Source organism: Streptomyces sp. NPDC001204, from assembly GCF_053598035.1.
On record NZ_JBSFJL010000040.1, the window covers coordinates 56,629 to 78,798 of the forward strand.

Consider the following 22,170-nt stretch of genomic DNA (forward strand, 5'->3'; position numbering starts at 1 on the left):
CCAGCTCTCGGCGTCCACGACCGACAGCACCCGCCACGGCGGACGTCACACTCTGGCCTGGTGGCAGTGCGAAGGGTGTCCTCGGCTCACAGTGCCGCGAGGACGAACGTCAGCAACGCCAGTGACAGTGTGGCACTGCCCGCGAAGGCCACGGCTCCGCGCAGCAGGGCGGTGGCGTAAGTGGCTCCGTCGACGCGGGCGAGTAGGCCGGCCGCTGCTCCTATAAGAGTGCAGAAGAGCGCGACGACCGCCAAAAGCAGGACCAGCAGCATCAGGTGGATGGATGAGGTGTTCATGGCTTCTCCCCGGACGAATGACGACAGCGACTTCGGTGAATTTCGCGGTTCCGGTGTTCACCGGGGTTCAGCCCGAACAAAGATGAACGAAGACGGTCGCCCGGGGGACGGAGAAGCAGGACATGGGGGACGTGCACGAGAATCCGCTGGCGGAACTCGCGATACGGCTGCGCACGCTCAGGGCGCAGCGGGGTCTGCAGATGGGTGGGTTGCAGCAGCGGACCGGGCTGGGGCGGACAACGGTCAGCCAAGCGCTGAACGGCCAGGTGGTGCCTTCCGAAGCCACGCTGGTGGCCCTGGCGAACGCACTGGGTGCGGATGTAGAGCCCATGCTGGCCCTGCGCGAAGCAGCCGCGCGCGCACCGCAGGCGCGTGAGGACTCTCCGAGAAGAGTGGTTCGCAGGCCACGGCGGCCGACGGTGCAGCCTTCGTTCGAGGAACGGTACCTCGGCTACGTGGCAGAGCGGCATTCTCAGCTGACCGTCGTAGGGCTGGACCTGAGCAGGCCTGAACGTGCGCACTGGCCGCTGGACGCGGCGTACCTGAGCTTAGAACTGGCGGAGCGGCCGACAGGCTGGCCTGCAGGCAGCGAGGAAGCAGACCGGCCCTCCGTCCTGGTGAAGCGTGCGGAGAACGCGCTGGCCGACTGCCGACGGGTACTTCTGCGGGGGCTCGCCGGCAGCGGGAAGACAACGCTGCTGCAGTGGCTGGCTGTCGCCACAGCACGCGATGAGCTGCCGGAGGAACTGGCGGACTGGCGGGGACAGATTCCGTTCGTCCTGCCACTGCGGACGCTGGTGCGGCGCGGGCCTCTTCCTGAACCGCATCATTTCCTGACTGCGGTCGGCGCCCCCCTGGCCGCCTCGCAGCCTGAGGGCTGGGCCGATGACGCACTCGCCAGGGGCGAGGCAGTTGTCCTGGTCGACGGCATCGACGAGGTGCCCCAGGAGCATCGGAGTGCCACACGGGACTGGCTCGAGCGACTCTTGGCCGCGTATAAGGACGCGCATTTCGTGGTCACCACGCGCCCGTCAGCTGTTCCCGAAGGCTGGCTGGCCTCATCGCGCTTCACCGAACTGTCGGTGCGGCCCATGAGCGCCCCCGACATCGGAGTTTTCGTCAGCCGGTGGCATACCGCCGCCAGGAAGAGTGCGGCGACCGAGGCCGAGCGGTCGCAGCTGCATGATCTCGAAGCAGCACTCCAGGTGACAGTACGTGCTCAGCGTGACCTGGCGCAGTTGTCCAGCACGCCCCTGATGTGTGCGCTGATCTGCGCGCTGCACCGGGACCGCCGCGGCCATCTGCCTCACAGCCGTATAGAACTCTACGAGGCAGCATTGTCGATGCTGCTCATACGCCGTGACCTCGAGCGCAGCATCGAGGTCCCTGAAGGCATTCAGCTCACCGAACACCAGAGCGTCCAGCTACTGCAGCGTCTGGCCTACTGGCTCATCCGCAACCGCCAGACCGAGATGGACCGGGCAACCGCGGAGGCCTTGGTCGGTGACGCGCTGCCGGCAATGCAGGCCGTGGCCGAGCAGGGCACTGCCGACCAGGTCCTGATGCACCTGGTCGGCCGCAGCGGGCTCCTGCGCCAGCCCACCATGGACACCATCCACTTCGTCCACCGCACTTTCCAGGACTACCTCGGGGCCAAAGCCGCCATTGAAGCGCACGACTTTCCGCTGCTGGTCAACAATGCCCACGACGACCAGTGGGAGGACGTCGTACGCATGGCCGTCGCCCACGCCCGGCCAGCCGAGAGCGCTGACCTGCTCCGCCGCCTCATCGAACGCGGTGACGCTGAGGACGGACACAGGAGCAGACTCCACCTCCTGGCGGCCGCCAGCCTGCAGTACGCCACCGAAATCGAACCCGACGCCCGCAGACTGGTCGAACAGCGTGCGCGTGTCCTGATGCCTCCTCGCTCCCGGGAAGAGGCGGAGGAACTTGCCGCACTCGGGCCTGGCATCCTGGATCTGCTACCGGGGCCGGAAGGCCTGGAAGCTGATGAAGTAGGCCCCGTCATCGAGACTGCCGCTGCCATCGGCGGCGACCACGCATACGCCTTCCTCCGCCGCTTCGTACAGGCGCTGCCCCCTGACTCGGCACCCTACGACCTCGTCGGGGGCTGGGAGCACTTCAACGCTGACGAATACGCCCGCGACATCCTGCTCCCCCTGCGGAACCAGGACCGTCTGCCTCTAGAAGTACACACCCACGATCAACGCAACGCGCTCCGGCTCCTCAAGCCCATCACCAGCATCGCCTTTCGAGAAGCATTCACAGCGGACGAGATCATCGAGCACCTCTCAGCCAAGCACACCCATAAGCTGGAGATCTACTCGGGCCAACTGCTGACAGACTTGAAGTTCGTCCGTGAACTCCCTGCTTTGAAGGAACTCGCCCTCACTGAGTGCATCCAACTCGCTCACGTTGAAGACCTTGCGGGGCTCCCGCTTCCGGGCGCGCTGGCCGAACACCCCGAGTGGGAGGCCGCGTTGAAGGCGGTCGATGAGGAGTGGAACCCGTCGTGGCCGGCGGAGTGGCAGCGGCACTTCGCCGCGCTGCGGGAGCTGGTACGCGACGAAGACGGCCAGGCAGGCCAGGTGGACGTCCTGCCCGGCGTCGCCATCCACGGCATGGACATCGGCAAATGGCTAGCCAAACAGCGCAAGCCCGAGGTCTGGGCCTCCCTGGCCGACGGGCAGCGCGAACGCCTGGAAGCCACCGGCGTCGTCCCGCTGGCGCCGGAGCCGGAAGCACCCGCCAAGCCGCCCACGGCGGCCGTAAGCGCCTTCGAGCGGGGCGTTGCAGCCCTGGCGCAGTACAAAACCCGCACCGGCTCCCTGACCGTCCCCAGGAGCCACGTAGAAACGCTCGTGATCGACCGTCAGGAACACGCCGTGAAGCTGGGGGTGTTCCTATCCAACACGAAAACCAGGCGCGCCAACCTCACCGCCGACAAACTCGCCACGCTCGCCGCCCTCGGACTCGACTGGGCAGCGAAGCCCGGCAGGGCGGTCCGGTGAGAAGGCCTCGATCTGTGCCCCTCACCGGACCGTCAGCCCGATCTCCGGGGACCTGTGACGCTGTGGTCCGGCCACTGCGTCAGTGCAGTGCCTATCTCACTCACGGCCGGCGCCTCGGCAAAGGCCGCCCAGTCTGCGCGTGCCGCGATCTCTCCACTGTGGGCCGGGCTGAATGTGGGGGCGGGTTTTCTCTGCCCGCTGCAGATCTGCTGCGGGCAATGGGGCCGGCGGGGTTCGCAGCCGGCCTGATCAGGCCGACCGCTTCCCACGATTGCGCTTTTGCTGGCGTCGTTGCGGCGGGGGGCCGTCCCCCGGCTCCTTCGCCTTGGTCCGCCACACCTGGTGGGCAGCCAGCAGTTCGCTGCGCTCCTCCGGCTCGCTGTCCCGCAGAACCATGCGCAGCGAGACCAGGTCGCAAAGTTCGCGCACCAGTCCCGTGAACCTGCGCCGGCGGCGACGAGGCATAAGGCGGAGCAGTATCGCGAGCACCATGGGCAGGCCCAGCAGCGCCGTCTGGAAGTCCATGTACGTACTCCTCGGTGTCGATTCGGCTGATGGTGACCGGCCGGTCGACTTCCAGAGATAGCCTGTGAGCGCATTCACCGGTGTTCAGTGAACGACAAAGCACAGCAGGTCATGGGGGGACCGATGGGCGAAACGAAGCCGTCGGACGAAGGCCACCCGCGGAGCGAGTTGAGCCGCAGGCTGCGCCACGCGATGACCGAGAAGGATCTGTCACAGTCAACGCTCGCCGCCCGGGCCGGCATCAGTAAGGCCGCCGTCAACAACGCGCTGAACCCCAAGAAGGGGGCTCCCACACCGCACACTCTCGGCATGCTCGCGAAGGCTCTCGGCGTCACCGGTGAGTCACTCCACACATTACGTTCGCTGCGGGACCGGGCCGATACCCGCACGCGCCAGCACTCGCCGCAACTCCACGGCTACCTGGACGCGGCGGCATGCGCAGCCCGTCAGCACCCATTCCCCGGGATGCTGCCCGGGGCCACGCCGCCTTTGGCGGACGTCTACGTGGGGCAGCGCCTTCGCGAGCTTCCGTCCGGCGCGGCCACCTCAGCCGCGGCGGAGATGCTCCTGTGGGGGATGGGCAACTGCGTTGTGGAGAGCGATCCTGGTGGCGGCAAATCGACCCTGCTGCGCACGAGCGCGGCCAAGGCGATCAGTCATCTCCTGGAAGGGCGCACGAAGTCCGTCCCCCTCCTGGTGAGTGCGGCCGATCTCGCCGGCCGTTCGCTGCTGCCCGAGGCGATCGCGGCGAGCGTGAGCGCGGAGCTGAGTGAGGTCGGGCTGCTGGAGACGTTGCCAGCCGAACTCATACGCACGGAACCGTACCCGGGTGCGCGATGGCTGCTGTTGGTCGACGGACTCGACGAGATCACGGACCCGGCATCCCGGCGGCGTGTCTTGTCCAAGCTCACCGCCAGCGCGGACAAGGGCCCCTTCCGGTTCATCGTGGCGACCCGGCAGCTCCCCGACGAGGAGTTCGATGCGCTCGACCAGACAGTCGTACGCTACGAACTCCAGCCTTTCGCCTCCCGCGATCTGCGTCAGCTGGCCGCCCGCTGGTTTAGCGGGCTCGGCGTGCCGGATCCGGAGCATGCCGCCGAAGCGTTCCACGCAGCACTTGCCCGAGCGCACCTGGACGACCTCGCCCACAACCCGCTGATGGCGACCATGCTGTGCCAGTTGTACGCGGCCGCTCCGGGGCAGGCACTGCCCACCGGGCGGACAGAGATCTACCAGCGCTTTCTCGACCTGTTGCACGAGCGGCAGCACACCGCGGGGAACTCGGGAATCCGCACGCAGACCCGGCAGGCGCTCGAACGCCACGGCGCCCGCGCTCTCGCCCTCGCGGAGTCCATGCTCGACCATCTTCCGGCCCTGATCAGCCACCTCGCCGTGGAGCGGCACCGAGGCGGTGACCGACCGACGATGGACGTTCTGATGTCGCAACCGGCCGCCGGATGCCCCGAAGGAATACCGCGAACCGTATGGGCGGACTTCCTCACGGATAGTCTCCGGCGCAGTGGCCTGCTGAGCCTTCGTAGGGGCGAACTCACCTTCCTGCACCAGACGCTGCTCGAGTACTGCGCTGCGTGCCACACCGAGGCCCGCGCACAGTTGCTGCGTACGATCTTCGACAAGGGCTGGGGAAGGCCCTGGCCATGGACCCGCAGGATCTGGACTCCGCCGGGAGGCTCGCTGCGGTCGCTGTGGCGCGATCATGATGACTCCTCCTACCTGGGCTTCCTCCTCGACCTAGAGGCCGAGAACGGTCCCGACGTCGCGAGGAACCTGTGCCGCCTGGCCACGCACGGCGGCCTGGAAGGCGCCGCGTTCATCGCGGAACAGGCGCGCATGGGAACGCTCATTTCCGAGCAGACCCTCCAAGCCGCCCGGAGCACACTCACCTCCCTCGCCCGTGATCCCCGCGCCAACAACATGCACCGCTCGGTCGCGGTCAAGACGCTGGTCCAGTGGGGTGATCAACGAGCGCTCTCGGCTGCAGCCGCCGTCATCGCCGACCCCGACGTGGACGAGATTCCTGGCCGCGCGCAAGCCCTCATCATGGTCTCCGTCGGCGATGCGGACGCTCTGGCCGCACTGGCCCAGGACCCGACGGCACCTGCTTTCGCCCGCGCTGGAGCGGCCGCCGCCCTATCGGTGGCCAACGACAGACGTGCTGGCGCCACCCTCGCGTCGGTCATCCGCGACCCGGTTAACAACGAAGCGGCACGGGAATTCGCTGCCCACATGCTCGACCAGCACAGAAGTAAGCGCTCCTCACGCAAGAAGACGAACCGTGCCCGTAAACCGCCTCGGGAGTGAGGTGTGGGTTCTGCTGGTCAGCAAGGAGGCCAGCGACGGACCGGTCGCGCGGAGAGGACGACGCAGGAGTCCGGGCGGATCACCTCCGTGGCGGCTCACCTTCGCCCGCGCGGAGAGGACGGCAGGTAAGACCATCACGGCGGCCCGCAGGAGCACGGCCGTCCGGGCCGACGAGGCGCCCGGGACCCTTGTCTCCCGCAATCTGCCGGATTCCCCCGGGCGGCGACCCCGGAGAGCATAGGATCTCGAAAATATCGATCACGGGCCGCGCAGCCCGGGGGACTCCTTCCCGGAGAAGAGGGCGCCGCGGCCCCGTCGGCGGGGGAATCTGTGTACTTGGCGCATCTTCGGGTCGAGAACTTCCGGGTCTTCGGAGCTGCGGCCCAGAGCGAGGGCGAGACGGACGCGTCGCTGGACCTGTCGTTCACGGCCGGGACGAACGTGCTCGTCGGCGAGAACGACAGCGGGAAGACGGCGATCATCGACGCGATCCGGCTGTGCCTGCAGACCGCGGCGACGGACTACTACCGGGTCTCCCAGGACGACTTCCACCTCGGGAAGGACGGGCGGACGGAGACCTTCACCATTGTGTGCGGGTTCACCGCCCTGTCGACCGAGGAGCAGGCGGTCTTCCTGGAACTGCTCACCCACGACCGCGGCGGCGCCGCCTGGCTTTGCGTGACGTTCAAGGCCCAGCGGATGGACCCGGTCCGGAACCGGGTCTCGGTCACCACCCGGACCGGACCGGACGGCAACGGCCCCGCCCTGGACGGCGCCGCACGCGAACTCCTGCGCGCCACCTACCTACGCCCCCTTCGCGACGCGGAGGCGGAACTGCGCTCGGGCCGCGGATCACGGCTGTCCCAGATCCTCGCCGGCTACCCGGCGATGAAGGACCAGGGTATCGATGACTACGACCCCGAGGGCGACGACCCTCCGTCCACTCTGGTGGGGATCCTGCGCCGCGCCGAGCACGACATCCGATGCAACGATGCCGTCTCTGATGTGAGCCAGGACATCAACTCGGCTTACCTGCAGCGGTTCGCCATCGGCGACGACGTCCTGCGCGCCAAGATCAGCGTCGCCACCGACGCGACGCTGGCCCGCGCGCTGGAACGGCTCGAACTGAACCTCTTCGCTGAGTCCGATGAGTGGACACGCCGCGGGCTCGGCTACAACAATGCCTTGTTCATGGCCGCGGAGCTCCTCCTGCTGGGCAAAAGCGAACTGGCACCCCTGCTGCTGATCGAGGAGCCCGAGGCGCACCTCCACCCCCAGCTCCAGACCCGGATCATGGACCTGCTCCGCGACAAGGCCCAGGGGCCGCAGGAAGATGGCAGGGCCCCGGTCCAGGTCATCCTCACCACCCACAGCCCCAACCTCGCCTCATCGACGTCCGTCGAGTGCCTGACCCTCGTCGTCCGGGGCCGCACCTTCCCGCTGCGGCGCGGTATCACGCGCCTGACCGGCGAAGACTACGCGTTCCTGACCCGGTTCCTGGACGTCACCAAGGCCAACATGTTCTTCGCCCGGGGCCTGGCGATGGTCGAGGGCGACGCCGAGGCGATCTTCCTGCCCGCTCTTGCCGCTGCCCTGGGCATGCCCTTCAACGAGCACGGCGTCAGCGTGGTCAACGTCGGCCACGTCGGCCTGTTCCGGTACAGCCGCGTCTTCCAGCGCTCCGGCGAGCAGATCCCCGTCCCCGTCGCCTGCATCCGCGACCGCGACCTCGTCCCCGCCGACACCTCGGAGGAGATGCGCGGCGGCCTGAAGTGCTGGGACGAGATGACGGAGCAGGAGATCGCCGCGCACGTCGCGGACCTCGCCAGCGACGACGACGGGCCAGTGAAGACCTTCGTGTCGAACTGGTGGACGCTGGAGTACGACCTCGCCGTCACCTCCTGGACCATGGCCAGGCTGATGCACCGCGCGGTCAAGCTCGCATCCGTTGCAGAACGGTCCTGGCCGGACGCCGCCAAGACCGATCAGGTCATTGCACGGGCCGACAAGGACGTCGACGAGTGGGAAGACCAGGACCTCACTCTGGAACAGGCTGCTCTGAAGATCTACAGGCCGCTCAAGCTCAACAGCGCCAGCAAGTCGATCACCGCGCAGTTCGCCGCGCAGCTCCTCGCCTCCACCTCGCTCACGGAGAGCGACGTCCCACTTTATCTAGTCGACGCCTTCAAGCACCTGTGCGGCGAGGTGGCCCCGTGACCGGCACCTACCTGCCCGATGCCTTCGCCACGCACAAAGTGGAGGCCATGGTGAAGCTCCTCGGACTCGACCCGCTCGACGCCGAGCAGTGGGACTTCCTGCAGAGCGAGACCACACAGGACCTCCAGGCCGCCCCGGGGTCGGGCAAGACCACCTTGATCGGGCTCAAGCTCGCGCTCATGGCCGACGCATGGACCTCCGTGACGTGCGGGGTGTGCGTGCTGTCCCACACCAACACGGCCAAGAACGAGATCGCTGACCGGGTGGCCTCCCTTGCTGCGGGGCGGCGCCTGCTGCGCTACCCGCACTTCATCGGCACCATCCAGTCCTTCGTGCACACCTTCCTCGCGCTGCCGGCCGTGCGGGCCAAGGGCGTCGAGGTCCGGTCCGTCGACGACGCGGCCTTCGAGACCGCAGCAATCCGGCTCCTGCAACACCCCAACTACTCCGCCCTACGCAGCTACGTGGAACGCCAGCGCGACGGCACCGGCATCGTCACCGGGGCGACGTTCACCTACAAGGACGGCGAACTCGTGGTCACCGGCGCGACCAGGGAACCCCCCTTCCGCGCCGAGACAATCAGCGGCAAGCAGTTGTCCAGCCTCAAGTGGACTCTGGCCCGCCGAGGCGTCTTCCGCTACCAGGACATGTACGCCATCGCCCAGCAGTACCTCACCGAGCACCCCGGCATCGTCCGGGCCGTCTCCGCGCGCTTCCCGTTCGTTCTCCTCGACGAGATGCAGGACACCAGCGCCACCCAGCACGAACTGCTGGACCTCGTCTTCGCCTCCTCGCCCACCGTGGTGCAGCGGGTAGGCGACACCAACCAGGGCATCTATAGTGACGCCGGCGCCATGAGCGGACCCGCCTCGGCGTTCCCGCTGTCCGGCGCCGCGGAGCTGCCAGTTAGCCGCCGCTTCGGACCGCAGATCGCAGCAGTGGCCAGCCGCCTGGCCGTCCGGCGCCCCCAGCAAGTCCACGGAGCCGGTCCCGAGGGCCAGGTGGCGGTATTGCTGTTCGACGAGGCCACAGCGACCGACGTCGTGCCGACCTTCGAACGCATGGCCGCCGTGATCGTCCCCGAGGACGTCCTCCTCAGGCGTCCGCCGCGTGTGCTGGGCGCGCGGCAGGGCCGGGGAGGCTCCCAGGCTTACCCGCAGTCGATCTCCTGCTACGTGCCCGGCTACACCCCGCCCGGCCGCCCGACGGCCCACCGCGCCCTGATCGACGCGGCCCGCGCGGCAGGGACCCAGTGGAGGTCCGGCGCGGACAGCCACGAAGCGGCCATCGAGTTGTGGAACGCCCTGCGCGCGTCCTTCACGCCCCTGTCCGGCGAAGGGCTACCGGCGCTGGGCCGCCTTGAGAGGTCTGCGGCGACCCCCGGCGGCAGGGTGCGGATCCTGCTGCGCGAACTCCTCGTCCACGGAGCCGCGTTCGACGAGGCGGGCTGGGACATGATCACCGAGCAGCTGACCGTCCAGATGAAGCTGCTCGCCGACCGGCCGCTGAAGGCCGTCGGCCTGGAGTTCACCCCCGCGGCCGAGGCGGCCGCAGCAGCGGGCGGCGTCCCCAGGAGCTCCGCCGCAGTGCCGGCGGTGCGGGCCGTACCCGGGACCATTCAGAGCGCGAAGGGCGAGACCCATGCGGCGACGCTGATCCTGGAGTGCCTTGAGAAGAACGGCAAGAAGTTCGACGTGACCGAGGCGCTCCGCATGGTCGCGGAGGGGAGCGACCCCCAGCGGGAGCTGAAGAGTGTCCAGGCCGCTGTGCAGCTCGTCTTCGTCGGGGCGACGCGCCCCACCCACCTGCTGGTGCTCGCCGCCCACCGCGACCGCGGCAAGCGGTACGCGGAGGTGATGATCGATGCGGGCTGGGACGTCCGGGACCTCACCGAGCGCTGACCCCTGCATCCGTCCCGGCGGAACCGTCCCGCCCGCTGGCTGGAGGGCGTCTCCATCACCTTGCGGGTTGGGCCCGCTGGTTGGCGGGTCCCCGTACCCCGGCAGCGGCGTGAGGATGAAGACTCCGGCGCGCGCAGCACGCGCCTGCGAGCGCCCGGTGCTCGACGACCAGAAAGCAGGACACCCACGGGCCGGACGGGTCGCCATCAACGGTCCCAGCTACTGGCTGAAGAACCGTCCCCAAACCATCGAGCGTGAGACGGAGTCGCCTGATCCGGGAGCTCAATCCTGACCCAGCTCCTCGGCCCGGCGGGATGAAGGCGTCGGCACTGTCGGCATCGTCAACATGCCCGTGCGCGTCCATCGTGATGGCCGTTGCCCGGCCCTGAGAGGTGATCAGCCAGGCGAGTACCTGTTCCGTGAGCGGGGTATCCCTGCCGGTGCCGAAAACCCCATCCATAGCCGTTGAACTGCGTGTTCTCGTGAGTGGCCAACGTTCGCCGAATGGGCGTGTCAGGCTGCTGGATCGTGCTGCTGCGACTGCCCTACCTCGCCGTGTCGAGCGTGTTCGCCTTCATGCGGCTGCTTCCGATGAGCGATGTTGACAAGGACATCGAGATATTGACGCTGCGCCACCAGTTGGCCGTCCTGCAGCGGCAAATCGACAGGGCGCACGTCAACGCAGCGGACCGTGCCTTCCTTGCCGCGCTCCTGCACCGGCTTCCCAGGCCCAAGCTGCGGCAGCTGCACCTGATCGTCTCGCCGGACACGATCCTGAGGTGGCACCGCGATCTCATGCGCCGCCGCCACGCCGACGCCTCCCGCCGCAAGCGGTCCGGCAGACCGCCGACCCGCCGCGCCATCCAGGCTCTCGTCCTGCGCCTGGCCCGCGAGAACGCAGGCTGGGGCTACCGGCGCATCCACGGCGAACTCGCCGTCCTCGGCATCAAGGTTGCGCCCTCCACCGTGTGGGAGATTCTGCGGGCGCACGGGATCGAGCCCGCGCCCGAACGCGACCGCCAGACCTGGGCCACGTTCCTGCGTAGCCAGGCACACGCGATCCTGGCTTGCGACTTCTTCACCGCCACCACCGTGAACGGCGCGAGCGTGTACGTCTTCGCCGTCATCGAGCACGCCAACCGCCGCGTCCGCATCCTCGGCGTGACCACCCACCCCACCGCGACCTGGGTCATCCAGGCCGGGAGGAATATGGTGATGGGCCTTCAGGATGCCGGCGCCACGGTCACGCACCTGATCAGGGACCGCGACAGCAAGTACACCCGCGCGTTCGACGCCGTCTTCGCCGCCGAGGGCATCGAGGTCGTCACCACCGGCATCCGCATTCCCCGGATGAACTCGATCATGGAACGTTGGGTGCAGACCTGCAGACACGAACTTCTCGACCGTACCTTGATCTGGAACCAGTCCCATCTGCTGCACGCGCTTCGCGAGTTCGAGTCTTTCTATAACGGGCATCGGCCTCACCGCGCCCTGCACAGCGCGGCGCCGCTTCGGCCAGTCCCCGAACCAATCACCGAGCCGGACCGAGTCGACCACCTCGAAGTCTATCGACGTCTCGGCACCCGCAGGTCGAGGACCTGCCCGTCGGAGCGCACCCGGTAGGTGGCCTTGTCCAGCGGCAGTGAGAACACGTCATGGGCGCGCCCCAGGTCCTCCAGCAGCCATTCGGCGTCCGTGAGGTAGCAGGTGATGGCGGACGGCTTGTCCGTCGCCCACGGGTAGACGCGGGTCACCGTGCCGGTCGCCGCGTCGAGGGTGTCGCCGGCGGTGAGGACCGGTTCGCCGTCCCACCGACGACCAGCTCGCGCACGCTACGCCCGTCCACGGCGCCCGGCTGGGTCGCCCAGCTGCATAAGCACCCCGGCGGGCCCAGGTGCACATGCTCACCCGTGACCGACGGACGGACACATACTCTTCCCCGGGGGATCGGGGATTTCGTTCAGCAGCGGTCCGCGCTGACCGCCCGGACTATCAAGCCGACGCCGACGCCGTCCTGGTAGTCGGTGTCGATCGGGGTGTCGCTGGCGCAGACGAGCCACTCACGGAAGTACAACCCGATCCGTACGGTGAGACTTGTGGCGCCGTCGCTGGGCGTGGTGTCGCGCATGGTGCCGAATACTCGGATGCGACCGTCGTCCCAAGTGCACTTGTTCAAGCTGCCACTGAGCCCGGTCTGGGTCCCGTAAGCGAGCCGGCCGCACTGGGCTGCGTCGGGCTGCGCTGCTGCGGTGGTACTCGCGGCAGCAAGGGTGGCGACGGAGAGGCATACCGACGCGACCAGCGCAGTCATGTGAAAACGTCTCATTTTTCCTCCGTTGGCGCGGACAGAAACCGAGCGGCTGTCGCTCGACTGCCGCAGGCTGGGCGAGAGTTTTGCGATTGGGGGAGGGGGTGGGCTGGGCTCCCGTGTCCTGCGGAGGGGGCCCAGCCCACCGGCCTGGCCAAGCAGATGCGTCCCGCGAAAACTCCTACTCGGCAACTTCGAGCTCGAGCTCGCAGTCCAGCGTCTGGATGTACGCCCGACCACCCTGCTCATATTCGAAGCGGCACTTACGCGCTGTCTCTTTCGGTGGTGCGGTGATTTTCATTTTGGCCAGGTAGAAGATGGTGCTTTCTTTCCCGGCCGGAACCTTGACGGGCTGTGCTGCGTAGTTCTTCAGCTTCGCGAATTCAGGCGTGTACGTCTCGCCTTCCTTGGCCAGAAGCGGGAGACCATCGGTGTCGTTCAGGTCGTACGCGCCGTACTCCAGGACCTTGATGCCGGAAGGGATGTGCACGACAGCGACCTTCGTTATCTCGATGGGCTCCGAGGAGGTGTTGTACGGCACCGGGAGGGCGAAGTACCAGATCTCCCCCACACGGGTGTGATCGTGGCCGACGGTGCCACTCGACTGGGCACCGTCGGTCGCGAGGGCGCTTCCTGGTTCTGCCTGTCCGGCCTCCTGCGCCGGCGAGCATCCGGCCAGCATGAAGGCGGCGAGGAAGGCAAGCGCCCTAGTACGAGTAGAAGACGCCGGGCTTGCCGTCAACTCGGTCATTCTTTCCCCAGATGTCATGCCGCGCGTTCTTGTCTCCAGCTGTTATTCGCTGCTTGTGGTCCCGGTCGTACTGGGTGGACCCTCCCAGCTTGATGCCGTACGCGCTGACCGCCCCGGACCATTTGGTGCTGCGGTTCTTGGAGATCTGGAAGTAGGCTCCCCGTGGCACCCAGGCGCGGTGCGTCTTGGGTGATTTGCTGTAAGGGACGTCGCCGTCCCTGTTCCTCACGTCCTTGCCGTATTTGCCGACGGCCCCACCGAAAGGAACCTTGTACTTGCTGCCCATGATCTTGTAACGGTAGTACGTGGTACGCCCGTAGTTGCAGGTCCACTTCTCCCTGATCTTCTTGTACTCGATCGGGACCTTCCACTGCTTGGCGAAGTATGGCCCCTTGTTCGCGTAGCCGGTGGTGGTGGACATGGCCGAGCCGAGCGTCACGGAGCCTTCGATCGTCCATGTGGTTCCGGTCTTGACCGCGACCTCCACACTCGAGGACAGCTTGGAGTCGTAGTCCACGGTCGCCTTCGCGTCCCAGTACGCGTGGCCCTCGGCGATGGTCGTGTACTTGATCTGCGTGCCGATGACCGTCTCGCTGGTCTTGTCGCAACCACCGTCCATGGGCGTGACGACCAGAGACTTGGTGTCAACACCGTCAACGACGTAGGGATCCCCCTGCGGTTCCCGTACGGTATCGCTCTGGTATTCGGGCAGCGGCTTGTCTCCGAGCGTGTCGACCGAGACCTGCTCGTCCCTCGAGGCCCAGCTCAGGTTTGTCTGTGCGACGGTCGGCTGAGCCTGTTCCTTGAGCATGTCATCAGTGACAGGACGCATCTTGGAGGGCTCACTGCCGCCTTCCGCGGCGGCCGCCACGAGCGCGCGGGCCGTCGCCGGAGCTGTCGCCGGAGCGGCGGTCACCATGTGAGTGCCGCGCATCATGTGACCCGAGGACGTCTTGCCGTTGACACTGGCCATGGCGTTGATGATGCCCCCGTTGTCGGCGGCGGCCCTCTTCACGCTTTCGGGCAGTGTTGCCGGCAGGGGCACCGTCCAGGTGCCGTCCGGTGCCGTCACGGTGGTGCCCAGCGTGACCAGCTGCACCTCGTCGTCGCTGTCACTCGTGACGTCGACGGCCTCGACCCTGACCGGCAGCCCTGCGGCAGGTCTTCCGTCGCCCAGAACGAACTCACCGGAGAACCGGGTGGGATTCTGGGGTGACGGGTCGGGAGATCCGTCGGTCACCGCTTTGGGCGGGGTTTCCGTCTCCGGGGGCAGAGGTCTGGCAGAAGGCTTGATGTCAGGGGAGGGGCTCGCCAGGCAGGAGGCGATGTCGGCGTGCACATCACCGTATATACCGGCGCCCACGTCGGGATTGGCGATGTCCATGATCGCCGTCCCGGTGTAGCTCGTGGCGATCCCGGTGTAGTCGGGGTTGTCTCCCACCGTGTAGATGGTGCCCGGACCGGGGCTCCACCCGCGCATGGTCTTGGTGCCGACGGTCGTGATGACAGTGGTGGATCCGTTGGGGAAAGGTGATCCGGATCCACTGTCGGAGTAGCGCCACGCCTTCACCTCGCCGTACCGGTCGGCCACACCGCGCTTCAGCGTGTAGACGACCTGCCCCGCGGACCACACGTCATCGGCCTGTGCGATCGCGGCGACGGCCGGATCGGTGCGGGGAACAGTCCTGACCTTCGTGATGGCCCCGGACCCGGACGACGGGTTGGCGACGGCGTAGACCTCCAGCGCACCATCCTGATGCAGAGCGAAGATCCGGTTGTCACCGGTGGACCACATGCGCTCGTACGCATTCCAGTTGCCCCCGTAATCCCGCACAGGGGTCAGCATGTTTCCACCGGTGGCGGAGTTGTCCTTGTACGTTTTCAGCGCACCTTCAGGCGTTTTCACGTAGATGATGCCGCGACCGCCGGTGAAGAACTCGCTGTACGTCTCAAGAGGGGCCGTTTCCCCCGTGTCGAGGAGCGCGCCTTTGGCGTTGCCGGTCAGAGGGTCCCAGTCCAGGTACTTCCGCAGCACGCCTGACTCGCCGGTGACGTCATGTACATATGTCGGGATGCCGCTCCTGCACGCTTCGGCGGCCTGCGCCGTGGGTGCCGAGAGGGCGGTCGGCACGGCGATGCTGCCGGCGAGGAGCGCCGTCACGCACACCGTGTGCACGGTGACGCGGCGGGAGGAGGATGGGGGCTTTTTTCGGTGCCGACGATTCACTATCGTGGTCCTTCGGGTAAGTCGGTGCGGGCGCTGTCTCCGACGCACACTGATGGCCTGGAAACCGAGTGCGTCAGGTGGCGCCCGCGCCCCCGGATCGGTTCCGGTGGCAGCAGGACAGTAACCCTGTGTTTGCCCCCCTACTAGATCATGCTGACCGCACGGCCGAAAACACTCGAGATAAGCAAAGCGGACATACAGCTCTATTGATTTCGCGGCCGAGGGAAATTTGGGACTGACCCGCACCAACGGAAGCGCGCACCACAAGCGGAATGACTGATACCCGCCTCATTGGAACCTCATATTCCGCTCAAAGCGCTGCAGGGCAAAGGCGTAAACACCCTCATCGAGCCGACCTGGGCACGGTGCGGATGCTCGGCGCCTTCCTGACCGAGGACCCCACGGCGGTCCCGGCCTCCGTGGTGCGGTTCGTCGCCGAGCAGCTCGGTATCGACGAGGAGCACTTCGCCGAGTACGGGACGCGTTCGCAGACGGCCTACGAGCACGCGTGGGAGATCCGCGACGAGTACGGCTACCGGGACTTCGCCGCGGGTGAGGCGGAGCTGCGGGAGTTCCTGGCGGCGCGAGTGTGGTCGTCGCTGGAGGGACCGCGGGCCCTGTTCGACCGGGCGGTGGTGTGGCTGGTGAGCAACCGGGTGCTGCTGCCCGGCGTGACGACGCTGGCCCGGATGGTGGCCGCGGTTCGTTCTCGACCGGATCACTCTGCCGCAGGCCGGACGGACAAGGGTGTGGTTCCCCACCCAGTACGGCGTGCAGGTCGCCTGCGAGTGGCCGGAGCTGCGGGGACGGCGGCCGTCGAAGACGGTGTCGGACCGGACCGCTGCGCGGCTGCGGGTCGGGCACGCGCTGACGGTGACCGAGACCGGACTCGCCTTCCTTAAGGACGCGCGGCGCCGCGGCGAGCTGTGCCGGCCGCTGGACTGGATCCCCGAGGTCTACCCCCCACCGGGAGCAGCGAGGCGGTCATCCCGGACGCCCTCATGTTCTACCGGCGCGGCCGTGAGGGCGGCGAGGGGGCGATGCTGCGGGCGTTCGTCGAGGTCGACCGGGCCACCATGGGACCCGAACGCCTGGCCGCGAAACTCACCGCCTACGCCCGCCTCTACGACTACATGCCCGCACCCGCGCCCGGCAGGCGGCACCGACAGGCCAGCCAGGAACCAGTGCAGGAGGAGTGGAAGCGACACTACCCACTCTTCCCCCGGCTGCTGTTCGTCCTGGACGGCACCGGCCCCACCGGCATTGAGACGCGTATCAGGGCTCTGCGCGCGGCCGCCGCGGACCCGGCACTGGCCGGCTTCCTGCGCAACGTCCCCGTGCTGATGGCGCCGCTGGTCGAGGTACTGCAGGGCGGCCCTGCCGAGCCCGTGTGGCACCCCGTCCAGGCCCCCGGCAGCACCGTCAGCTGGAACCACTCCCCGGGCCCGGACACGCCCCATGCAGCCCCTGCCCACCGCGGTGCAGCAGCTGCGCACCACCCCGACCACAGGCCCGACCACAGCTGGTCAGAGCGCTGGGCGGCCAGTTGAGCCCAGACCTGGCAGTGCCGGTTAGTGGCCCAGGCGGCAGGTGTTCCAGCCCCGGCCGTCGCGTATCAGCGCGCCCGACCGTTCCAGGTTGGCCAGGTGGTAGGCGACCGAGGCCGTGCTGCGCATCCCGACGGCGTGGGCGAGCTGCCGCACCGACGGACCCTCGCCCTTGTCCTCGATCCACCACCGGATACAGCGCAGGATCTCCTCCTCCCGCTCGGTCAGGTGCTCCGGGCGCCAGTTCACCGCTGCCCCCGCCACCGTGGACTGCGGGGGAGCAGCTGTTGCCGCGATGTTGCCGCCCCGTCGTTGGCGCTCCGCTCAGCGCGCCGCCGCCGTGGTGACCGGTCCGGCGAACTCGCCGCAGGGCAGTCGCCAATTGGCGACGAGGTGGGCGCGGCGCTCAGCCGAGGTGCACCACGACCCGGGTCAGGCGGTCGACGCCAGGGCGGGCCGCGTTGAGAGCCTGATCCATGTGGACGCTGTCGGAACCGATACGCGGCGGTAGCACCCGCCGCGGGTTCGCCACAGGTGGTCGACCAGTGGGAGGACAATCATGGTAGTCGCGGGCTCGAACTGGATCAGGTCCATGTCGGCGCTGCCGCAAGGCGCTCGTGGCTCAGACCGAAATGCGGGGTGGTCGTCGCGGCCGCTGGCGCCAGACATCCGTCCTGGATGATCAGGTCGGACTGGATCTGCTCGATGGACTCGCCGGCGCGCTTGCGCTCCCCCTCAGCCCGCGCTTTCGCCCGTGGCCGCGTCCAACGACTCCGTCATCGGTTGGCAGCCGTCTCCGTCCGCGTCGGGTGTGCACCGGGTGTCGGTGACGACCACCGACCACACCGCGCGCCACGGACCCGTATGACCCATGGTCCGCTTGGTGGTGAGCGGACCGGCCTCGATCCGCAGCCCGGCCGTGTCGGCATGGTTCTTCTTCCGCTCCTCGCGGACGATCTCCTCGGCCCGCTGTGCCGAGATCAGCTTGGCGGGGAGGGTCACATGCGTGGGGCCGAGGTCGACCTGCATCCCGTACACGCGTCCGGCGGGGTTGATCCTTACGTCGAGGCTGCGGGGCATCTCCGCGCCCCGCTCCTTGAACCGCCAGGAGGTCACCCCAGCCGGAGCCGGCGCTGTCGTGGACCGCTCGGGTGGCGTGCCAGGGCGCCGACTCGGCCCAGGCGTAGTGGGCGCGCATGTAGGTGCGGGCAATGCGGTAGGCGTCGGCGGTGCCGTGGGGCGTGCCGGCGCCCGGCACCGTGTAACCGACCTTCTCCATGCGTCCCATACCCGCGGTGTTCCCGAAGTCCACGATCAGCCGGCGTCCTCCGGGCCACATCAGCTCCGCAGGGCGCCCGCCCGCGAACTGGATGTTCATCCAGCCGTTGTAGCCGTCGAGGCCGGGGCTGATCGTGACGGCGCCGACCCGGTAGCGGTCGCCGAAGGCCTGGTGTACGGCCCGCTCGGCGGCCAAGCGCTCGTCACCGTGGGCGTCCCGCACGGTGGAGCCGTCCATGTGGTTCAGGGTGACGGCGGTCCGGCAGACGGCCGCCCCGAGCACGGCGAGGACGAGGGTCACGGCCGCGGTGGGCGCGGCCCAGGCCCGCCAGGCGACGCGCCCGCGCAGCAGCACGAGCCCCACGGCCACGCCCAGCGCACCGCCGCCGGCGTTCATCTCCACGTCGGCGCTGTCGCAGATGCCGCTCACGAACGGGGCCAGTGCCTGGGCGAGTTCGATGAGGACCGGCAGTGCCAGGACGCCGGCCAGCGCAGGCAGCGGTCGACGCAGGGCGAGCACGCCGAAGAGGCCGAGCGGCACGAACATCGCCAGGTTCCACAGGCCCTGCGTGGTGTACAGCGGCTCGGTGAGGTCGTGGTTGACCACGCACTCGGCACGTCCGGACGTGCCGCCGCGCAGCGCCAGCGTGACCCCAAGGACTCCGGTGAGACAGAACACCAGCGGCGCCCACCAGCCCGCGTGGTCGATACGGCGCCGGCGCGCCACGTCCCACGCGAGGAGCCCCAGGACGGCGGCCACGGCTGTGAGCCCGGCCAGGAACCATATGTCGTCCCCGAAGACGGCGTCGAACACGTGCTTGCCCCCCGATGTCATATCCGACGGCCTGGTCAGAGCCTCGAACACCTGATCATTCTGAGCCTGGAAGCCTAACCGAGATGCGTGGGCGCCCAAGTCCGCGGGCCCGACCTCCGCGCGCGGCGAAGGGCACCTGAGCTCGGGTGGGTTGTCTGTCTGTCGCCTCCACGTGGTGGGGCAACTGAGGTTCGTACAAGGCCGTGGCCCCCGGCGTACTGCCGGGGGCCACGGTGTGTGGGGTGAAGGATCGTGCCGCTCACCCGACCCGGAGGGTCAGGTTCTTGGGCCAGTGAGCCTGGTTGAGGCGCTTGAAGAGGTCCTTGATGTCGTTCGGCTTGAGCTTGATGCAGCCGTTGGACTGGTAGTCGAAGTCGCCGTCCCAGCGCCAGTAGTCGTCCTGCTTGGGAGTGTTGATGGCCTGGGTGCCGTCGGCGAGCATCTCGCTGTGGATGAACAGGGCGGTGCGCTTGACCGGCTTCCGGCCGGAGGCCGGCGAGCAGTACTTGTCCTCGAGCTGGATGGCGTAGCCCTGGATCTGCACGCGGGGGTTGTAGTTCCACCCGCCGCGGTTGGTCTCATGTCCCTTGACCTTGTAGGTGCCGCTGGGCAGCCAGCCCTCATTGGGGAGACAGGTGTCCTTGCTGCCCATGCCGGAGTTGGCGCGGTAGGTCTTGAGCACCTTGCCGTCGCGGACGAGGGAGAGGGTCGAGTACATCGGGTGCTTGTGGTTCTTGGTGAACTTCAGGGAGTAGCCGCGGGGGGCCGACGGCCTGGGGGCGGGCTGGGCGGCCGGGGAGGTGGTGAGCAGGGCGTTCCAGGTCTTCGGCCCCACGATGGCGTCGGCGGGGAGGGACCGGCTCTTCTGGAAGGCCCTGACGGCGAGGGCGGTGCGCTTGCCGAAGACGCCGTCGGCGGCCACGGCGTGCCCTCGGGCGGTGAGGAGGCGTTGTGCGGCCTTGACGGTGGGGCCGCTGGAGTTCTGGCGGACGGTGCGGGTCAGCTTGCTCCAGGTCTTCGCGCCGACGACCCCGTCCGCGGTGAGGCGGTTGTTCCTCTGGAAGGCCTTCACCTTGTCCGCGGTCTTGTGTCCGAAGACGCCGTCGGCGGCCACGGTGTGGCCGCGGGCGGTGAGGAGGTACTGGAGGGCGGTGACGGCGGGCCCTTTGCTGCCGATGCGGAGGACCGGCACGTTGGCGGTGACGCTGGTGCCGGCCTTGGCCTGGGTGGGGCGGGCGGCGGCGGTGTCGGGGGCCGCGGCGGCGCCGAGGGCAGTGACGGCCGCGGCGGCCAGTGTGGTGACGGCGGCGGTCCACAGGGCGCGAGGTGAGCGCTTCATGATTGTTTGTTCCTTATCTGAAGATGTGCGGGATTGGTGGCCGCGCCCTGGCAGGGCGCGGCGGGGCTGCGTGGGCGGGTTACTTCCAGGCGCAGTGGATGTGGGTGTCGTGGTCGGGGTCTCCGGGGCCGCGGACCTCAGAGGCGCCGAGCTGGGAGCAGAGGTTCATCACAGCCTTGTGAGGGGCGCCCTTGCCGACGTGCTTGCCGTTGATCACGTTCGCGTCGAAGGCAAGGCCGCGGTAATGGCGGGAGTTCTTGCTGTGTACGCCGCCGACGAACTCGGAGATGTTCAGCCGGTATCCGTACCTGTCGTGCAGGGTGATCAGGGCTCGGAGCATCCGGGGGTCGAGCTGGACGCGCTTGGCTCCGACGTGGCTTTTGGGGCTGGTGGCCGCGCCTCGGCCGGCGGCCATGTCGACGATGTTGGCGTAGGCGGTGGAGCCGTAGTGGCGGGTGTCCGAGTGTGCCCGGGCGAACGTGATCCCCCGGTTCTTGAGAACCTGACCGGCCAGGGCGGCGGCGTTGCCCGCCGGCTTGGGAGTGCTGGGGGCGGGCTTGGTCGCCGGGGAGGTGGTGAGCAGGGCGTTCCAGGTCTTCGGACCGATGACGCCGTCGGCCTTCAGGCCGGCGCGGGTCTGGAAGTTCCTGACCGCGGTCCGCGTGTTCTTGCCGAAGACGCCGTCGGCGGTCACGCCGAGCTGGACCTGGGCGGCCTTGACGGCCGGGCCGCGAGAGCCGAGGTGGACGGTGGTGATCAGCTTGCTCCAGGTCTTCGGCCCGACGACACCGTCGGCCTTCAGGCCGGCGCGGGTCTGGAACTGCCGGACGGCGGCCGCGGTCTTCTTCCCGTAGACGTTGTCGGGGGTCACGGCGTAGCCGCGGGCGGCGAGCAGGTGCTGGGCGGTGAGGACGTCGGCGCCCCTGGAGCCGGTCTGCAGCGTCGGCCACACGCTGGTGAACGCCATGTCCTTGAGCGGGGTGGCGTGGGAGCCGCTGCGGGGGCCCGGCTTCGTCGAGGCGTTGGCCTCGTCGCCGGTGGCGTTCACCGCACCGAGCGCGCCGCCGGCCAGGAGCACGGCCGCGAGGCCCTGGAGCAGAAGGTTCCTGGCGTTCTTACGCATGTCTTGTCCTCGTTCGTGTGTCCCGGCCTGTCCGCTTGCGGCCCAGGAGTGGGGTGCTTCGCCGTCCTGCTGGGCGGCGCTGACGAGGTGAAGAGTTGGCGTACCGCTGTTCCTTTGGTAGCCGGACCCGCGTTCCTGCCGTTCCACCTGTTCCAGTGACCACCCCGGGGTGTTCCACAGGGGTGTTGACCTGGGGAAACAGGGGTGGGTGGAACGGTGGTCCGCGGTGGGGCGAAAGGAGTGAGGAGAGGTCAGGACGGCTACCGGGAGGGGCCCGCCGGCGGTGTCTCGTCCGGGCCGGGGAGCGAGGCGGTGGCTTTGTTCACGAGATTGGACAGCAGATGTCGACCACTGTGGGAGGCACGAGAGTCTGGCGCTGTTCGATTGCCAGACGGCTAGTGCCGCATCAGGCAACGTTCGCCCTGTTGACGACCTTGCGGAGGCGTTCGTCGGCAGCGTGCTTGTTTCGCCAGATGATGTAGCGGCGGAT

Annotated in this window: 17 protein-coding genes and 1 pseudogene; 7 read left to right on the top strand and 11 right to left on the bottom strand. The window is 68.2% G+C overall.

Features of this window, described 5'->3' with window-relative positions; genetic code table 11:
* Positions 1 to 86: 86 nt before the first annotated feature.
* Positions 87 to 296: a hypothetical protein gene (locus ACWC91_RS36295; RefSeq protein WP_450640719.1), complete on the bottom strand. Its 210-nt coding sequence runs from the start codon at positions 294 to 296 to the stop codon at positions 87 to 89.
* A 122-nt stretch (positions 297 to 418) separates the two neighbouring features.
* Between ACWC91_RS36295 and ACWC91_RS36300 the strand changes: the two genes are divergently transcribed.
* Positions 419 to 3,328: an NACHT domain-containing protein gene (locus ACWC91_RS36300; protein ID WP_450640720.1), complete on the top strand. Its 2,910-nt coding sequence runs from the start codon at positions 419 to 421 to the stop codon at positions 3,326 to 3,328.
* Between the two features lie 249 nt (positions 3,329 to 3,577).
* Here ACWC91_RS36300 and ACWC91_RS36305 read toward each other — a convergent pair whose 3' ends face one another.
* Positions 3,578 to 3,853: a hypothetical protein gene (locus ACWC91_RS36305; RefSeq protein WP_450640722.1), complete on the bottom strand. Its 276-nt coding sequence runs from the start codon at positions 3,851 to 3,853 to the stop codon at positions 3,578 to 3,580.
* Between the two features lie 87 nt (positions 3,854 to 3,940).
* Here ACWC91_RS36305 and ACWC91_RS36310 point away from each other — a divergent pair, with 87 nt between their 5' ends.
* From ACWC91_RS36310 to ACWC91_RS36325, 4 genes are all read left to right on the top strand, one after another.
* Entirely contained in the window at positions 3,941 to 6,175 is a 2,235-nt protein-coding gene (locus tag ACWC91_RS36310) for a helix-turn-helix domain-containing protein (protein ID WP_450640724.1), read from the top strand.
* A 336-nt stretch (positions 6,176 to 6,511) separates the two neighbouring features.
* Positions 6,512 to 8,392, top strand: coding sequence for an ATP-dependent nuclease (locus ACWC91_RS36315; RefSeq protein WP_450640726.1), 1,881 nt, complete (start codon positions 6,512 to 6,514; stop codon positions 8,390 to 8,392).
* Entirely contained in the window at positions 8,389 to 10,293 is a 1,905-nt protein-coding gene (locus ACWC91_RS36320; RefSeq protein ID WP_450640727.1) for a UvrD-helicase domain-containing protein, read from the top strand. Before ACWC91_RS36315 ends, ACWC91_RS36320 begins: the two co-directional genes overlap by 4 nt.
* Before the next feature lie 528 nt (positions 10,294 to 10,821).
* Entirely contained in the window at positions 10,822 to 11,916 is a 1,095-nt protein-coding gene (locus ACWC91_RS36325) for an integrase core domain-containing protein (RefSeq protein ID WP_450640751.1), read from the top strand.
* Here the strand turns inward: ACWC91_RS36325 and ACWC91_RS36330 are convergent.
* From ACWC91_RS36330 to ACWC91_RS36345, 4 genes are all read right to left on the bottom strand, one after another.
* Complete coding sequence (locus ACWC91_RS36330; RefSeq protein ID WP_450640729.1) at positions 11,859 to 12,047, bottom strand: hypothetical protein; 189 nt, start codon at positions 12,045 to 12,047, stop codon at positions 11,859 to 11,861. The two genes, ACWC91_RS36325 and ACWC91_RS36330, sit on opposite strands and share 58 nt — an antisense overlap.
* Before the next feature lie 206 nt (positions 12,048 to 12,253).
* Positions 12,254 to 12,469 (bottom strand): hypothetical protein, encoded by a 216-nt coding sequence (locus ACWC91_RS36335; protein WP_450726226.1) that lies wholly within the window; start codon positions 12,467 to 12,469, stop codon positions 12,254 to 12,256.
* A gap of 313 nt (positions 12,470 to 12,782) precedes the next feature.
* On the bottom strand, positions 12,783 to 13,352 hold the full coding sequence (locus tag ACWC91_RS36340; RefSeq protein WP_450640732.1) for a hypothetical protein: 570 nt from the start codon (positions 13,350 to 13,352) through the stop codon (positions 12,783 to 12,785).
* Complete coding sequence (locus ACWC91_RS36345; protein WP_450640733.1) at positions 13,309 to 15,513, bottom strand: hypothetical protein; 2,205 nt, start codon at positions 15,511 to 15,513, stop codon at positions 13,309 to 13,311. The genes ACWC91_RS36340 and ACWC91_RS36345 overlap by 44 nt, the downstream gene beginning before the upstream one ends.
* Positions 15,514 to 15,851: 338 nt before the next feature.
* Here ACWC91_RS36345 and ACWC91_RS36350 point away from each other — a divergent pair, with 338 nt between their 5' ends.
* Positions 15,852 to 16,481, top strand: a complete 630-nt coding sequence (locus ACWC91_RS36350) for a DUF4158 domain-containing protein (RefSeq protein WP_450640735.1) — start codon at positions 15,852 to 15,854, stop codon at positions 16,479 to 16,481.
* A gap of 99 nt (positions 16,482 to 16,580) precedes the next feature.
* Positions 16,581 to 17,129 (top strand): hypothetical protein, encoded by a 549-nt coding sequence (locus ACWC91_RS36355; RefSeq protein WP_450640737.1) that lies wholly within the window; start codon positions 16,581 to 16,583, stop codon positions 17,127 to 17,129.
* Positions 17,130 to 17,150: 21 nt separating this feature from the next.
* On the opposite strand, the gene ACWC91_RS36360 is transcribed toward ACWC91_RS36355, so the two are convergent.
* The 5 genes and pseudogenes from ACWC91_RS36360 to ACWC91_RS36380 form a co-directional block, all read right to left on the bottom strand.
* On the bottom strand, positions 17,151 to 17,375 hold the full coding sequence (locus ACWC91_RS36360) for a LexA family protein (protein ID WP_450640739.1): 225 nt from the start codon (positions 17,373 to 17,375) through the stop codon (positions 17,151 to 17,153).
* Between the two features lie 433 nt (positions 17,376 to 17,808).
* Positions 17,809 to 19,269: a VanZ family protein gene (locus tag ACWC91_RS36365; RefSeq protein WP_450640741.1), complete on the bottom strand. Its 1,461-nt coding sequence runs from the start codon at positions 19,267 to 19,269 to the stop codon at positions 17,809 to 17,811.
* 208 nt (positions 19,270 to 19,477) lie between these two features.
* A complete protein-coding gene (locus ACWC91_RS36370) occupies positions 19,478 to 20,557 on the bottom strand; it encodes a L,D-transpeptidase family protein (RefSeq protein WP_450640742.1) in 1,080 nt (359 codons plus the stop codon).
* A gap of 79 nt (positions 20,558 to 20,636) precedes the next feature.
* On the bottom strand, positions 20,637 to 21,680 hold the full coding sequence (locus tag ACWC91_RS36375) for a peptidoglycan-binding domain-containing protein (protein ID WP_450640744.1): 1,044 nt from the start codon (positions 21,678 to 21,680) through the stop codon (positions 20,637 to 20,639).
* Positions 21,681 to 22,086: 406 nt separating this feature from the next.
* A pseudogene (locus ACWC91_RS36380) lies at positions 22,087 to 22,170 on the bottom strand (transposase); the annotation flags it as partial.